The organism is Klebsiella sp. EMBS2024, from assembly GCF_036233805.1.
GTDB classification, from domain to species: Bacteria; Pseudomonadota; Gammaproteobacteria; order Enterobacterales; family Enterobacteriaceae; genus Klebsiella; species Klebsiella pneumoniae.
Genome location: NZ_JAZARW010000001.1, coordinates 3,154,834 through 3,171,255 on the forward strand (window position 1 = coordinate 3,154,834; position 16,422 = coordinate 3,171,255).

10 protein-coding genes are annotated in these 16,422 nt (G+C 58.1%); 3 read left to right on the plus strand and 7 right to left on the minus strand.

What is annotated here, in order from left to right; genetic code table 11:
• Window positions 1-63: 63 nt before the first annotated feature.
• Window positions 64-3,339, minus strand: coding sequence for a DUF5107 domain-containing protein (locus tag VZP09_RS14550; protein ID WP_083565461.1), 3,276 nt, complete (start codon window positions 3,337-3,339; stop codon window positions 64-66).
• 112 nt (window positions 3,340-3,451) lie between these two features.
• Here VZP09_RS14550 and VZP09_RS14555 point away from each other — a divergent pair, with 112 nt between their 5' ends.
• A complete protein-coding gene (locus VZP09_RS14555; protein ID WP_004214134.1) occupies window positions 3,452-4,648 on the plus strand; it encodes an ROK family transcriptional regulator in 1,197 nt (398 codons plus the stop codon).
• Window positions 4,649-4,721: 73 nt separating this feature from the next.
• Window positions 4,722-5,144, plus strand: a complete 423-nt coding sequence (locus VZP09_RS14560) for a DoxX family protein (protein WP_002914024.1) — start codon at window positions 4,722-4,724, stop codon at window positions 5,142-5,144.
• A 55-nt stretch (window positions 5,145-5,199) separates the two neighbouring features.
• Here the strand turns inward: VZP09_RS14560 and glyA are convergent, their stop codons facing one another.
• Entirely contained in the window at window positions 5,200-6,453 is a 1,254-nt protein-coding gene (gene glyA, locus VZP09_RS14565) for a serine hydroxymethyltransferase (RefSeq protein WP_328795242.1), read from the minus strand.
• A 325-nt stretch (window positions 6,454-6,778) separates the two neighbouring features.
• On the opposite strand from glyA, the gene hmpA reads away from it, so the two are divergent.
• Window positions 6,779-7,969 (plus strand): NO-inducible flavohemoprotein, encoded by a 1,191-nt coding sequence (hmpA, locus tag VZP09_RS14570; RefSeq protein ID WP_004185137.1) that lies wholly within the window; start codon window positions 6,779-6,781, stop codon window positions 7,967-7,969.
• A 74-nt stretch (window positions 7,970-8,043) separates the two neighbouring features.
• Here hmpA and glnB read toward each other — a convergent pair whose 3' ends face one another.
• The 5 genes from glnB to purL all read right to left on the minus strand — a co-directional run bounded on the left by glnB (window position 8,044) and on the right by purL (window position 16,387).
• Complete coding sequence (glnB, locus tag VZP09_RS14575) at window positions 8,044-8,382, minus strand: nitrogen regulatory protein P-II (RefSeq protein WP_002914032.1); 339 nt, start codon at window positions 8,380-8,382, stop codon at window positions 8,044-8,046.
• A 65-nt stretch (window positions 8,383-8,447) separates the two neighbouring features.
• Window positions 8,448-9,785 (minus strand): two-component system response regulator GlrR, encoded by a 1,338-nt coding sequence (glrR, locus tag VZP09_RS14580; protein WP_014907106.1) that lies wholly within the window; start codon window positions 9,783-9,785, stop codon window positions 8,448-8,450.
• Complete coding sequence (gene qseG, locus VZP09_RS14585) at window positions 9,772-10,458, minus strand: two-component system QseEF-associated lipoprotein QseG (protein WP_002914033.1); 687 nt, start codon at window positions 10,456-10,458, stop codon at window positions 9,772-9,774. Before qseG ends, glrR begins: the two co-directional genes overlap by 14 nt.
• 29 nt (window positions 10,459-10,487) lie before the next feature.
• On the minus strand, window positions 10,488-11,909 hold the full coding sequence (locus tag VZP09_RS14590; RefSeq protein ID WP_004888415.1) for a sensor histidine kinase: 1,422 nt from the start codon (window positions 11,907-11,909) through the stop codon (window positions 10,488-10,490).
• 590 nt (window positions 11,910-12,499) lie between these two features.
• Window positions 12,500-16,387 (minus strand): phosphoribosylformylglycinamidine synthase, encoded by a 3,888-nt coding sequence (gene purL / locus VZP09_RS14595; protein ID WP_032415377.1) that lies wholly within the window; start codon window positions 16,385-16,387, stop codon window positions 12,500-12,502.
• Between the last annotated feature and the right edge of the window lie 35 nt (window positions 16,388-16,422).

Consider the following 16,422-nt stretch of genomic DNA (forward strand, 5'->3'; position numbering starts at 1 on the left):
TCCTCTATAAGGGAAACGCAGGGAACAGTAGGGTTCAGGCGGGCCGAGCCCGCCCATTGAGGTTCAGGAAAAAATGCCGCTTTGCAGGGCATGGCGAATCAGATGCGCCTTATCATGAGCCGGATTTATTTGCAGAAGCTGCTGCATCCTCTGCTGGCAGGCGGATACGTTGCCCAGCCCCAGATGGCCCAACGCTTCAATAAACAAGCAGTGCTGCTGATGTCTCTGCTGCGCTGATACATCGAGAACCACCAGGTCCGGAAGAGAGACGGCAAAAAAATCGACTTGCGGAACGTCATCCCGATGCTGCGCGGCCCAGTCGATAAAATGGCGGAAGTGCTGCTCGGCCTGCGCTGGGTTACCGCTCTTACGCAGCGCAATGCCCTGCCAGAAAAGGTAATCGGCGGGTTGATCGTTGTAGTACCGCCCGGCGTCCAGCGTTGAGCCCCCTTGCCGGGCAAGCTGGTAATATTCCGCCGCCTGCTGCGCATCCCCAGCCTGTTCTGCGCAGTAGCCCAGCAAATACCAGATATCGTTATCCGTTTGCCCAGGCAGTCGCCCCTCCCCCAGATTGTCGGGATAGCGTAATGCGGCTTTCAGACAGTCCGTGGCCTGTTTAAACGCCCCACGCTCGATGAACTGTAATGCCCGATGGAGCTGATTGAGCAAATACTGGCCGGTGATTTTCCCTTCTCCTCCTTCCCAGGGATGGAATACGCGCGTATCCAGAATCGCGGCGGCATCGGCATAATGACCGGACGCGTTCCACAGGCTTAGCAGCTCAGCGGTCAGGTCGTCCCGCTTCAGCACCACGGCTTTACGTTCCACCAGCGTCGTCAGTCGCTCATGTACCGGCCTGGCCAGTAATTTTTGCAAAAAATCGAGTTCAAACAGGAAGCGCGCATTGTCCGGCTCCAGCGCTACGGCGCGCTGCAGATAAGCCAGCGCCTGCGTTGCATCCTGCTGTTTATTCCAGGAGTAAACGCCCAGCAGACGATGAGCGGGCGCATAATCGGGAGATTTTTCGAGCGTCTCGCGCCAGCAGCTCACCGCCTCGTCATAGCGACGTTTGCTGTACCAGAAGCAACCGAGTAGATAGCGGGCAAAAGCGCTGTCGCCCAGCGACTGCAGCATCTGAACTTCATCGAGCGAGTTAGGGAAACGAACATTGTGCGCATGGCAGTGCTCGGCGGCGGCAATAAACTGTTGGCGTTCATTGGCATCATCACTTAGCGACGCACGCCAGAGCATCGGCAGCGCTTCCTGACTGTCCAGAACCGCAAGAACCTCTTTCACCGCCGACGTCTGTCCGATAGAGAGCAGCCAACCCGCCAGCAGGCTGGCGTTGACCCCTCTGCGCCCCGTGATGCGTATCAGGGTTTCTCGCGCGTCGTCGCTCCGCTCAATCATCCAGCGCGCGCAGTGCAGCGGATAGCTCAATGGGTATTGCTCAAGAGAGGCGAAAATAAACTCCAGCGCTGCTTTCTTCTGCCCACTGTTGGCTAATGCCAGCGCTTTCAACCCCATCGCCAGAGGATTGCTGGCGTTGAACCGCAGACTGGTGTTTACTTTTTCCAGCGCATCGGCAACATCACCGCGCTTCATCGCCAGCCGCGCCAGCGACCACCAGGCGGCGTCACGGCAGTTACCGCTCCAGGAGGCTTTGTAATAGTGATCCCAGGCGCCTGCATCATCCCCCATCCTTTCCAGCACGCTGGCAAGCAGCATACTGGCTTCGCCATCTCGCGGGTTCTTATTCAAACGATGCGCGCGCTGTAGCGCAGCACGGGCACACTGTTCCGCCAGCGCCCAGTCGGCACTGTTGAACGCCAGGGTACCGAGGGCAACATTATTGCGATAATCCTGCGGATCGAGCTCAACCGCCCGACGATAGTAATCCCCGGCGTAGCGGCTTGCGTGGTTGTATTGTTCAAGGTGCTGGCCGATAAAATAGAGCTCGTCGCCATTGTGGATCGCTTCCGGTAACGCGGGCGCTATAGCTGGTTCGGGCAGCGGCGTCTGTTGGGTAATATGTTCCTGATAATCCAGCAGCGGCTGGTTCTCGGCGGTTTTCACTTTGAGGGTTAAGCGCCCGACGCCATTTTCCGGCAGCGTCTGCTGCCAGCTCTCACCGGGCTTCAGCGTCAGCTGAGTTTCGTACAATGGCTGATGGTCAGCGCTGAGTTCAACCACGATATGATTTAGCGGAGCAATGGCATATACGCCAAGCTGCAGTTGCCCAGACTCGCGAACCAGCTTCAGTGCCAGCTGTGTATTGGCATTTTGCACCATCCCTAACTCGCTGTAGGGAAGGAAATTTTGCACAAACACCTTCTCTTCATAAGGCGCAAGCCACGTAAAGTCAGGCTGGTTATCGGTGAAGACGCCGGTCATCAGCTCAATATAAGGGCCATTTTCATCGGTCAGATTTCGATCCCAGGCCTGGCCAAAATCCCCGTACCCCCAGCTCCACTGTTTCTTGCCAGGAGAGACATGGTGATCGGCAACATGCAGTAACCCGCCTCGCTCGTCATGATGATAAGCGCCGACAAAATCGTAATCCGACTTCTCCGCCATATACGAAGTGGGTACCGGGACGTTTTTATAACGGGAGATATCAACCCCCGCAGAATAGTCCACTTTGTAGTAGGTACCGGTGGCAATCGGGAAAGCGGAAACATCACGCTTACCATGGTCGAATACAGCGGTGACATCGGGTGGGAATACACTCTGGTGGGCATCGCCGCCTTTTACTGCAGGGTTGGCCCACCACAGGAAATGGCGCGGCGTGGCGTTACCATTGAAGATCTTGCCAGTGATTTCAATCAGCGCGCGGTCAGGATAGAGCGTAAACCCGGCCATAACCTGCAAACCGCGCATGGGCTCCGCTTCCCCCATCCATACGGTCTGCGCGCCGTTTTCTCCCTGCTGAATAGAAAAATCGACCGGCTTAAAGGTCGTCGGCCGGTGATGTTGCGGCCAGTTAAATTCGATTCCGCCGGAGATCCAGGGCCCGAGCAGCCCTACCAGGGCTGGCTTAACCACCTCATTGTAATAGACGAAATCACGTTGTTTGACTTTGTCATATGCCCGGTGAATACGGCCGCCAAGCTCCGGTAGCAGCATGACCCGAAGGAAATCATTCTCCATCCACACTGCCTGATAATCGCGCATTTCGCGTTCGCCGGTCAGGGTATCAATCACGCCGTAGGGATAGACGCTGCCGGAAGATCCTTGATAAACACGTTTTTCCAGAAACATAGGGTTCGGATCTTCCGCGCCCGTCGTCCACGTTGGTAATGAAATGATTTCCTGCCAGACCTTAACCGAACCGTACATGATGCCTCCACTAAACAAAACGAAGTAAAAGTTGCAATAACAGGAGTCTATATCGCCAATTCGCTGTTAAAATGCGCAATGCTCACGCAATATAATTAAGGGAGTTAAGTGTATGCAGCGTACTGGCTTTAATAACGCCCGGGTCCGGCAGGCCAATAAGTCGATTTTTCTTTCCCATCTGTGGCGGGAAAAGCAGCTCAGTAAATCACAGCTCTCTCAACTCACCGGTCTCTCCATTCCGGCGGTGAGCAATATTCTGGCCGAGCTGCTTAGCGAGGGATTGATCGGTCACTCAACGGAACACTTGAGCAAACGGGGCGTGAACAGCGGCAGCTACCAGATCCCCGAGCACGGCGCCTGGACACTGTGCATGAATATCACCCCGACCAGCATTGAATATCAGCTTGCCGACGCCCGCCTGCTGGCAGTGGATGGCCATCAGCATTTGCCGGTCAACGCGCCCACTCCTCAGGCCCTGCTTGAGGCCATCGTTGAATGCTGGCGGCATATCCACCGCCGCTACCCGCAGCACAGCATCAATCTCGCCCTTGGCGTGCATGGACAGGTTGATCCTATTACCGGCGTTTCACAAACCATGCCCCAGGCACGCTGGAAAACACCGATCGAAATAAAGTATCTGCTTGAGGAGCGGCTTGGCGTGCAGGTTCGGGTGGATAACGACTGCGTGATGCTGGCGCTGGCGGAGAAGTGGCAGCATCAGGGTACACAGCAGGATTTTTGCGTGATCAACGTCGACTACGGTATCGGCTCGTCATTTGTGATTAACGATCATATTTATCGCGGCAGTCTGTACGGCAGCGGGCAGATTGGGCATACGATTGTCAATCCTGACGGCAAAGCCTGCGACTGCGGAAGATACGGTTGCCTCGAAACTGTCGCCTCTCTCAGCGCGCTGAAAAAACAGGCCCGAATGTGGCTCAAAACGCAGCCTGAAGCAACGCTCTCCCCTGAGCAGTTAACCACGGCGTCGCTCATTGAGGCCTGGAAAGAGGGAGATGTGCAAATTCGCGCATGGGTTGATAACGCTGCCAACGCGATTGGCTTAAGCCTCTATAATTTCCTGAATATATTAAATATTAATCAAATCTGGCTTTACGGGCGCAGCTGCGCCTTCGGTGAGCAGTGGCTGGAAAGTATCGTCAAACAAACGGGTTTCAACCCCTTTGACCACCGGGATACGCCGCGAGCGCACGCCACCCAAATTGGCTTTGGCCAGCTGACACGCGCCCAGCAGCTGATGGGGATAGGTTATCTGTACGTTGAGGAGCAATTGCAGACGCTGGTTTAGTCATAAACGAACGTGGCGGAGCGCAAATTTGTGTATTACGTTTAAATCACACGTCTCTCATAACGAGCTGATTATGAACACACTCCGCTATTTTGATTTTGGCGCTTCCCGCTCTCTGTTGCTGCTTATCGCCCGCATCGCCGTGGTGATTCTGTTTATTCTTTTTGGCTACCCCAAACTGCTGGGCTTTGACGGTACGGTGCAGTACATGGCCGCCTCCGGCGCGCCGATGCCGACCCTGGCGGCGATTATCGCCGTCATTATGGAAGTGCCTGCCGCGATTCTGATTGTGCTCGGCTTTTTCACCCGCCCGCTGGCGGTCATCTTTATTTTCTACACCCTGGGCACGGCGGTGATTGGCCATCACTACTGGGATATGACTGGCGATGCGGTATTGCCGAACATGATTAACTTCTGGAAAAACGTCAGCATCGCCGGCGCTTTCCTGCTGCTGGCGGTAACCGGCCCCGGGGCGATCTCCCTCGACCGCCGCTAATCTCCAGACGCAAAAAAGGCCGCATACGCGGCCTTTTTGATGTCAACGCTAACGCTTACGCATATACCGGGAAGCGGGCGCAGATATCCAGCACTTTACCTTTCACGCGCTCAATGACCGCGTCGTCATTGATATTGTCCAGCACGTCACACATCCAGCCAGCCAGCTCTTTGACTTCCGCTTCTTTAAAGCCGCGGCGAGTCACTGCCGGAGAACCGATACGGATACCGGAGGTTACGAACGGGCTCTTCGGATCGTTCGGCACGCTGTTTTTGTTGACGGTGATGTTGGCGCGGCCCAGAGCGGCGTCAGCTTCTTTACCGGTCAGGTTTTTATCCACCAGATCCAGCAGGAACAGGTGGTTCTCAGTACCGCCAGACACCACTTTGTAGCCGCGGTTCAGGAACACTTCCACCATCGCTTTAGCGTTTTTCGCAACCTGCTGCTGGTAAACTTTAAACTCTGGCTCCATCGCTTCTTTCAGCGCCACCGCTTTCGCCGCGATAACGTGCATCAGCGGGCCGCCCTGCGCGCTTGGGAACACGGCAGAGTTCAGTTTTTTGTACAGCTCTTCGCTACCGCCTTTCGCCAGAATCAGGCCGCCGCGCGGACCCGCCNGGGTTTTGTGGGTGGTGGTGGTCACAACGTGAGCATGCGGAACCGGGTTCGGGTACACGCCAGCGGCAATCAGGCCTGCCACATGCGCCATATCGACGAACAGGTAAGCGCCGATACTGTCAGCGATTTCACGCATTTTCGCCCAGTCAACGATACCGGAGTAAGCGGAGAAACCACCGATGATCATCTTCGGTTTGTGTTCCTGAGCCTGCTTCGCCATGTCGTCGTAGTCAATTTTACCGGACTCATCAATACCGTAAGGGATGATATTGTACAGTTTGCCGGAGAAGTTAACCGGGGAGCCGTGAGTCAGGTGGCCGCCCTGCGCCAGGTTCATCCCCAGCACGGTGTCGCCCGGCTGCAGCAGCGCGGTGTAGACGGCAAAGTTAGCCTGGGAGCCGGAGTGCGGCTGGACGTTAGCATAGTCAGCGCCGAACAGTTCTTTCGCGCGGTCGATTGCCAGCTGTTCAACCACGTCGACGTATTCACAGCCGCCGTAGTAACGCTTGCCCGGATACCCTTCAGCATATTTGTTGGTCAGCTGAGAGCCCTGCGCCTGCATAACGCGCGGACTGGTGTAGTTTTCGGAGGCGATCAGTTCGATGTGCTCTTCCTGACGTACTTTTTCCTGCTCCATAGCCTGCCACAGTTCGGCATCATAATCGGCAATGTTCATTTCACGCTTTAACATCCGCATCTCCTGACTCAGCTAACAATAAAATTTCGGCCTAAAAAGGCGGTCCGATTGGACAACGGCCCACAGTATAACCGAATCATTCTGTGATAACAGGTCTTGACAAAGGATTTTACGCAAACGATTGGCTCCGCATGACACAAGGCTTTGAGCAATAACGCCTCTCTCAGTATCAACGGATTTCTTTTCAGGTTTGTGATGCAAATTCTTCATGTTGTAACTGGATCGGGGGAATGTGTTAAAGAACCATTTACAACGCAGGGTTATTTCTTTAAGATGCATTTAAAATGCATCATTAAGATAACACATAAGGAAGCACGCTATGCTTGACGCTCAAACCATCGCCACGGTAAAAGCCACCATTCCCCTGCTGGTAGAGACCGGCCCGAAATTAACCGCCCATTTCTACGATCGTATGTTCGCGCATAATCCGGAGCTCAAAGAGATCTTCAACATGAGCAACCAGCGCAATGGCGATCAGCGTGAAGCGTTATTCAACGCTATTGCCGCCTACGCCAGCAATATCGATAACCTGCCTGCCCTGCTGCCGGCGGTGGAAAAGATCGCCCAGAAACACACCAGCTTCCAGATCAAACCGGAGCAGTACAATATTGTTGGCAGCCATCTGCTGGCGACCCTGGATGAAATGTTCAGTCCGGGCCAGGAAGTGCTCGATGCCTGGGGTAAAGCCTACGGCGTGCTGGCGAACGTCTTTATCGGCCGTGAAGCCGAGATCTATCAGCAAAACGCCAGTAAAACCGGCGGCTGGGAAGGGACCCGCGCGTTTCGCATCGTGAAGAAAACCCCGCGCAGCCAGCTTATCACCAGCTTTGAGCTCGAACCGGTTGATGGCCAGCCGGTCGCCGATTACCAGCCTGGCCAGTACCTGGCCATCTGGCTGAAACCGGAAGGCTTCGAATATCAGGAAATCCGCCAGTACTCCCTGACCCGCAAAGCGGACGGCAAAGGCTACCGCATTGCGGTTAAACGCGAGGAAGGCGGTCAGGTTTCCAGCTGGCTGCATAACCATGCCAGCGAAGGCGATGTGGTCTATCTGGCCGCCCCGGCGGGAGATTTCTTCCTTAACGTTAAGCCACAGACGCCGGTCACTCTGCTCTCTGGCGGCGTCGGGCAAACGCCGATGCTGGCGATGCTGGATGCGCTGGCGAAGAGCGGTCATCAGGGTCAGGTGAACTGGTTCCATGCGGCGGAAAATGGCGACGTTCACGCCTTTGCCGATGAAGTGAAGGCGCTCGGCGCGGCGCTGCCGGCGTTTACCTCTCACGTCTGGTATCGCACCCCGACTGAGGCCGACCGTCAGGCTGGACGTTTTGATAGCGAAGGTTTGATGGATTTAGCAGCAGTGGCGGACAATATTCGCGACCCGCAGATGCAGTATTATCTCTGCGGCCCGGTAGCGTTTATGCAGTTTGCAGCGAAGCAGCTGGTCGAATTAGGGGTCAACAAAGACAACATTCATTACGAATGCTTCGGCCCGCATAAGGTGCTGTAAGCCCCGACGACGCGGGGATCTGTAGGCCGGGTAAGCGCAGCGCCACCCGGCAATACTGCAGCGAGCGGCGAGCGTTAAATCGCCGCGTCGTCTTCTTCGCCGGTACGAATACGAATGACCCGCGCCACGTCGAAGACAAAGATTTTACCGTCGCCGATTTTACCGGTCTGTGCGGTACGGATGATGGTATCCACACAGGTATCGACGATATCGTCGGTCACCACAATTTCAATTTTTACTTTCGGCAGAAAATCGACCATATACTCGGCACCACGGTACAGTTCGGTGTGCCCTTTCTGGCGGCCAAAGCCTTTCACTTCCGTTACCGTCATCCCGGTGATGCCGACTTCGGCCAGCGCTTCACGCACGTCATCCAGTTTGAAAGGTTTAATAATCGCATCAATCTTTTTCATGGGGTTCCTGTCTTAATCGCGTAACCGGTTGCTTACCGTATCATAACTTGCGCTATAGTGCGGAGCTACTCTTTAAAGTCGTTGGCGTCGAGCTCATGGCGCGACAGCAGCTTATAGAATTCGGTGCGGTTGCGCCCTGCCATCCGCGCGGCGTGAGTGACGTTGCCCTTGGTAATTTGCAGCAGCTTGCGCAGGTAGTTCAGCTCAAACTGATTGCGCGCCTCCACGAAGGTCGGCAGCGCCGTGTTCTCGCCCTCCAGCGCTTGCTCAACCAGCGCGTCGCCGATCACTGGCGACGAAGTCAGGGCCACGCACTGCTCGATCACATTCACCAGCTGGCGTACGTTGCCCGGCCACTTGGCGGCCATCAGCCGCTTCATCGCATCGCTGGAAAACGCCCGCACGAACGGCTTATGGCGATCGGCGGACTGACGCAGCAGATGGTTGGCCAACAGCGGAATGTCTTCCGTGCGTTCGGAGAGCGGCGGTATTTTCAGGTTCACTACGTTGAGGCGGTAGAACAGGTCTTCACGAAACTCGCCGCGGGCCATCGCCTTCGGCAGGTCGCGGTGGGTGGCGGAGATAATCCGCACGTTGATTTCGATATCGCGGTTGCTGCCCAGCGGGCGCACCTTGCGCTCCTGCAGGACGCGCAGCAGCTTCACCTGCAGGGCGACAGGCATATCGCCGATCTCGTCGAGAAACAGCGTACCACCCTCAGCGGCCTGGAATAATCCTTCACGGTTACTGACCGCGCCGGTAAAAGCGCCCCGCGCATGGCCAAACAGTTCGGATTCGAGCAGCTGTTCCGGCAGCGCGCCGCAGTTGATCGCCACGAACGGCTTATCATGACGCGGGCTGGCGTTGTGGATCGCCTGGGCGACGATCTCCTTCCCGGTCCCGCTCTGGCCATTAATCAGTACGCTGACATCCGATTGCGCCACCATCCCGGCCTGCTCAAGCAGGCGCAGCATCAGCGGGCTGCGGGTTACAATCGCCTGGCGCCAGGCTTCGTCGGTGGCCGGCGAGCGCTGCTCCAACGCCTCATCAATGGCTTTATATAAGGCATCTTTATCGACCGGCTTGGTCAGGAAGCTGAACACCCCCTGCTGGGTAGCCGCCACGGCGTCGGGAATCGAACCGTGAGCGGTGAGAATGATCACCGGCATGCCGGGGTGGCCCTTCTGGATCTCGCTAAACAGCTGCAGGCCGTCCATTTCATCCATCCGCAGATCGCTAATCACCAGATCCACTTTCTCACGCCCCAGCACGCGCAGCGCTTCCGGCCCGCTCTCGGCGGTGACCACGCTGTAGCCTTCGCTGATCAGGCGCATGCCCAGTAGCTTCAACAGTCCCGGATCGTCATCCACCAGCAGTAAACGCGCCGGTTTACGGATCGTCATGGATCACCTCCGGCACTTTTTCGCTGCCGAAATTGCCGCCCGGCTTGCGGCTGGAGAGCTGGCGTTCGATATCCGTCAGGTTCTCCAGCTTGCGGGTGGTCAGCTCCAGCTGCTCGCGCAGCGCCAGCTCCTGCTGCCGCAGTGTCTCCAGTTCGCTATCGCTGGACTGCTGAAGCTTAGCGTAACGGGCACGCTCTTCCACCAGCTGCAGCTGACGGGTCTGACCGTCGCGCCAGAGCTGATACAGCGGGCGGACCTGAACGGCGATTTGCGGGCTGAAGGTATCGAGACGCGCCACCAGGTCGCGGCGCTCCTCAGGGGTAATTTTAGCATCAGCAAGCAGGATGCCGCGACGAAACGCGTCCTGCCAGCTGTCGTCGGTATGGCGTTTCGCCTCCGCCCGCGCCTGCGCCGGCGCGAGGCGATCGGCACAGTCAATGCCCCGCAGCCAGTAGAGGGGATTTTTGTCGCTGGCATCGCTGCTGTGCGCCCAGATATCCGCGCAGTCTACCGCGACAAAATCGGCCACCTGATGCTGCGCCTGCCCGGGGGCGGCGGTACCTTCCGCGGTATGCGGTGAAAAGCCGGCGGAACACCCCGCCAGCGTCAGACAAGCAATGCCTGAAAGCAGCCATCCGCTGAGGGAACGGCGCCAGGCCAGGAATTGGGACATAGTTCCCCGATATCGATTCATAAGTTGGATTATTCCGGCGCTGAGGGAAGCGTAATGCGAAAACAGACCTGCCCGGCGGGCGCATCAACTAAGCTGAGCTCCCCTTGCATCTGCCGGACGCAGTCGCGGGCGATACTCAACCCCAGTCCACTGCCCTTAACGGCCCCTTTACGCTGGTGACTCCCCTGGTAAAAAGGCTCGAATATCATGTTTTTTTCCGCGGCCGGGATCGGTTCGCCGCTGTTGGCGACATCAATACGCACCTGATCTCCGTGCCGGTAGCTATGGATACGGATGTTACCGGATTCAGCACCATAGTGCACCGCATTGGAGTAGAGATTATCCATTACGCTTATCAATAGCGCAGGCTCTGCCAGGCAACGCCGCGCCTGCAGCGTCAGTTCGGTATGCATCAGTTTAGCCCGCGCGGGCAGGCTGTGCGCCGCCACGACGTTTTCCACCAGTTCCACCAGGTCCACCGCTTCGCGAGCCACCGGGCCGTCGGCCTGTTTTCGGTTATAGTCCAGCAGCTGTTCAATCAGCTTTTGCAGGTTACGGCTACTGCTGTCGAGGATCTCGACAATCTCCTGCTGCTCAGGGGTCAGGGGCCCCGCGACCCGGTCGGCCAACAGCTCGGTACCTTCACGCATACTGGCCAACGGGGTTTTCAGCTCATGCGACAGATGGCGAAGAAATTGATGCCGCTGCGACTCCAGCCACGCCAGGCGCTCGCTGAGCCAGATGATGCGCTTGCCCACCGATCGCAGCTCGCGCGGGCCGGTAAACAATGCGGCGTCGTCCAGCGACTTTCCTGCCCCCAGCTGATTGATCATTCTTTCGATGCCTTTCACCGGGCCGATAATCATGCGGGTGAAGAGTAGCACCAGCGCCAGGCTCAGCAGAAACAGCACCAGCGCCTGCCAGCCGAAAAACTGGCCGCGTTCGGCTATCTCCTGCTGCAGCTGTTGGCCACGAGAATAGACGACCGCCCGGGTCGCCTGCACCATATCGCTGTTATTACTGGCGAAAACTTCCAGTCTGGCGGCTGCCTGGGCATCGGGTCCGCTATTTTTACACTGCAGCTGCGCCAGATCGCTGACATCCTGACGCAGCGCCTGCCAGAGCTTCTCGTCCGGCAGCACGCCGGCGTGGGCGTCCAGCATCTGGCTGTAGCGCTGCCGCTGGTTTTGATAGACGCGCGCCAGCGTCGGATCGTCCAGCACGCAGTACTGGCGATAGCTGCGCTCCATCTCCAGTGCGGCATTGATCATCGCCTCGCTGCGTCGGGCGTCGACCAGGGTGGTACGGTTAATATGCGCCGCCTGGGCGCTGAGGGCGTTCAGGCTCTGCCAGGCCTGCCAGGCCAGCACCAGCAATGGCAGCAGGATCAGCACAAAAGAGAGCGTCACCAGCTGACGCAGCGAACGGGGGAAAAGAGAGAGTCGCTTCAAGGATGTTGTCTCAATCATTAGCTCTGGTCGATGCTAACTGAGGAGCGCGCCGGAGAAAAGCGCTACCGCTGGTTACTGCGCCGCAGAAACAACAAAGCCAGGCGCAAGGCCTGGCTTTGTTCAGGAATGAGGCGGTGCCTTACTCGACGTTTCGCCCGATGTCTGATAAAGCCAGGCTGTTATCAGGAGTTGGACGGCAGGCACCTGTTTGTGCGTCATTCGAAGTTTATGTAGCGCGTCCCGAAGGGGCTGACATAAGAAGGTGAATGAGCCACTGGTTAATATTATGCATGAACTATGCCAGCTCTCAAAACATTTTATTAACATATTGATATATATGGCTTTAACCGCAGGAACAGTCGTACTACCACTGTTTATTTTTCACCCGCATTGTCGCTATTTAGCGACACCAAATAGGCTACCGATTACTCATCATTTAAATCAATAACTTAAGTGTCGCCTATTGACGACACTGCAATATCGCAGTTGTCGGCAATTCCCGACACCCTGGCGTGCCGACCATCACAGATAAAAAAAAGCCCCCTGTCAGGCAGGGGGCTGATACGTTCGCGTGAAGCGCGGCGGGAAGATTAACCCAGCTGTTTACGCGCGTTACGGAAGATACGCATCCACGGGCTATCCTCGCCCCAGTTCTCCGGGTGCCAGGAGTTGCTTACGGTGCGGAAGACGCGTTCCGGGTGAGGCATCATGATGGTCGCGCGCCCGCTTTCGCTGGTCACCGCGGTGATACCGTTCGGGGAACCGTTCGGGTTCGCCGGATAGGTTTCGGTCACTTTGCCGAAGTTATCCACGAAGCGCAGCGCCACCAGACCTTTGCTCTCCAGCTGAGCCAGATGCGCGCTGTCGCGCACTTCCACCTGACCTTCGCCGTGGGAGACCGCAATCGGCATCCGTGAGCCAACCATGCCTTCCAGCAGCAGGGATGGGCTTTGCGTCACTTCCACCAGGCTAAAGCGCGCTTCAAAGCGGTCAGACTGGTTGCGCACAAAGCGCGGCCACAGGTCGCTGCCCGGGATCAGCTCGCGCAGGTTGGACATCATCTGACAGCCGTTGCACACGCCGAGCGCCAGCGTCTGCGGACGATGGAAGAAGGTCGCGAACTCATCGCGCACGCGCTCGTTGAACAGAATCGACTTCGCCCAGCCCTCGCCCGCGCCCAGCACGTCGCCGTAGGAGAAGCCGCCGCAGGCTACCAGGGCATGGAAATCGCCCAGACCGGTCCGGCCGGCCAGCAGGTCGCTCATATGCACGTCGATGGCGTCAAAGCCGGCGCGATGGAAGGCGGCCGCCATTTCAACGTGGGAGTTCACCCCCTGCTCGCGCAGGACGGCCACTTTCGGCCGCGCGCCGGTGGCAATGTACGGGGCGGCGACGTCGTCGTTAATATCAAACGAGAGCTTCACATTGAGGCCCGGGTCGGCATCATTGGCTTTCGCCTCATGCTCCTGATCGGCGCAGGCCGGGTTGTCGCGCAGACGCTGCATCTGCCAGGTGGTTTCCGCCCACCACATGCGCAGCGTGGTGCGGCTTTCGCTGAACACCGTCTGACCGCCGGCGGTCAGCACGAAGCGATCGCCCTCAACCGCTTTACCGAGGTAATGCACGCAGTCCGCCAGGCCGTTAACCGCCAGAATGGCTTCCACCGCCTCACGGTCTGCGGCGCGGACCTGAATCACCGCCCCCAGCTCTTCGTTGAACAGCGCGGCCAGATGGTCGTCGCCCAGCGCGGCGATATCCGCTTCCATGCCGCAGTGGCCGGTAAAGGCCATTTCCGCCAGCGTGACCAGCAGACCGCCGTCGGAGCGGTCGTGGTAGGCCAGCAGTTTACGCTGCGCCACCAGGGCCTGCATCGCATTCCAGAAGCCTTTCAGTTGCGCGACATCGCGCACGTCAGCCGGCTTGTCGCCGAGCTGGCGATAGACCTGCGCCAGCGCCGTCGCGCCCAGCGCGTTGTGCCCTTTACCGAGGTCGATCAGCAGCAGGGCGTTATCTTCCGTCGAGAGCTGCGGCGTGACGGTATGACGAACATCTTCGACACGGGCGAAGGCAGAGATCACCAGCGACAGCGGAGAGGTCATCTCACGCTGCTCGCTGCCTTCCTGCCAGCGGGTTTTCATCGACATTGAGTCTTTGCCGACCGGAATGGTCAGGCCCAGCGCCGGGCACAGCTCTTCGCCCACCGCTTTCACCGCCTCATACAGGCCAGCGTCTTCGCCCGGGTGGCCGGCAGCGGCCATCCAGTTAGCCGACAGCTTCACGCGGTTCAGCTCGCCAATCTGCGTGGCGGCGATGTTGGTCAGCGCTTCGCCAACCGCCAGACGGCCGGAGGCGGCGAAGTCCAGCAGAGCAACCGGGGCGCGCTCGCCCATCGCCATCGCTTCGCCGTAGTAGCTGTCGAGGCTGGCGGTGGTTACCGCGCAGTTGGCCACCGGGATCTGCCACGGGCCGACCATCTGGTCGCGAGCGACCATGCCGGTCACGGTGCGATCGCCGATGGTCACGAGGAAGGTTTTCTCGGCCACCGTCGGCAGGTGCAGTACGCGGTTAACCGCGTCGGCGATGGTGATCGGTTGGCGATCCAGCGCGCTGCCCTGGGCTTTCAGAGTCTGCACGTCGCGGGTCATTTTCGGCGTTTTACCAAGCAGGACGTCCAGCGGCAGATCGATCGGCTGATCGTTAAAGTGGCTGTCGCTCAGGCTCAGGTGCTGCTCAGCGGTAGCTTCGCCGATAACGGCATAAGGCGCGCGCTCGCGGCGGCACAGTTCGTCGAACAGCGGCAGCTGCTCCGGGGCGACCGCCAGAACATAACGTTCCTGCGATTCGTTACACCAGATCTCCAGCGGACTCATCCCTGGCTCATCGCTGAGAATATCGCGCAGCTGGAATTTACCGCCGCGGCCGCCATCGCTCACCAGCTCCGGCATAGCGTTGGAGAGACCGCCGGCGCCAACGTCGTGGATAAAGAGGATCGGGTTGGCGTCGCCCAACTGCCAGCAGCGGTCGATCACTTCCTGACAGCGGCGCTCCATTTCCGGGTTGTCACGCTGTACGGAGGCGAAATCGAGATCGGCATCGGACTGGCCGGAGGCCATAGAAGACGCTGCGCCGCCGCCGAGGCCGATGTTCATCGCCGGGCCGCCCAGCACGATCAGCTTCGCGCCGACGGTAATCTCGCCCTTCTGCACGTGCTCACCGCGGATGTTGCCGATACCACCGGCCAGCATGATCGGTTTGTGGTAGCCACGCAGCTCTTCGCCATTGTGGCTGGTGACTTTCTCTTCATAGGTGCGGAAGTAGCCGTTCAGCGCCGGACGACCAAATTCGTTGTTAAACGCCGCGCCGCCCAGCGGGCCTTCGGTCATGATGTCCAGGGCGGTGACAATACGATCCGGTTTACCGAAATCTTCTTCCCACGGCTGTTCGAAGCCCGGGATACGCAGGTTGGAAACCGAGAAGCCCACCAGGCCCGCTTTCGGCTTCGCGCCGCGGCCGGTGGCGCCTTCATCGCGGATTTCGCCGCCGGAGCCAGTTGCCGCGCCCGGCCATGGAGAGATGGCCGTCGGGTGGTTATGGGTTTCCACCTTCATCAGAATGTGCGCCGGCTCCTGATGGAAGTCGTAGCGCCCGGTCTGATGGTCGGCGAAATAGCGCCCGACTTCAGACCCTTCCATCACCGCAGCATTATCTTTATAGGCCGACAGCACGTAGTCCGGCGTTTTTTCAAAGGTGTTTTTGATCATTTTGAACAGCGACTTCGGCTGCTGTTCGCCGTCGATGATCCAGTCGGCGTTGAAAATCTTGTGGCGACAGTGCTCTGAGTTCGCCTGGGCGAACATATACAGCTCGATATCGTTCGGGTTGCGTCCCAGGCGGGTAAACGCGTCCTGCAGGTAGTCAATTTCGTCGTCGGCCAGCGCCAGACCCAGACGGAGGTTGGCGTCAATCAGCGCCTGACGCCCTTCGCCCAGCAGGTCGACGCTGGTGACCGGCGTCGGCTGATGGTGAGCGAACAGCTTCTCGCCCGCTTCCAGCTCGTCGAAGACGCTCTCCATCATGCGGTCGTGCAGCTCCGCCGCCACCGCGGCCCACTGCGCTTCGGTCAGGGTTGAGGCTTCAACGTAATACGCCACGCCGCGCTCAAGACGCACAACCTGCGCCAGACCGCAGTTGTGAGCGATATCGGTAGCTTTAGAAGACCAGGGAGAGATGGTGCCAGGGCGAGGAGTCACGAGCAGTAATTTACCGGTCGGGGTATGGCTGCTTAAGCTCGGGCCATACTGAAGCAGTCGCGCCAGGCGCTCGCGATCGTCAGCGCTCAGCGGGGCATTCAGATCGGCAAAATGAATATATTCGGCATATATGGCGCTTACCGGAAGGTTGGCCGCCTGAAATCGTGCCAGCAGTTTATTAATACGGAATGCCGACAGTGCAGGTGAACCACGCAAAATTTCCATCATAAGTCTCTCGTCTTCGAAGCTTTCAGGGTGAGCCA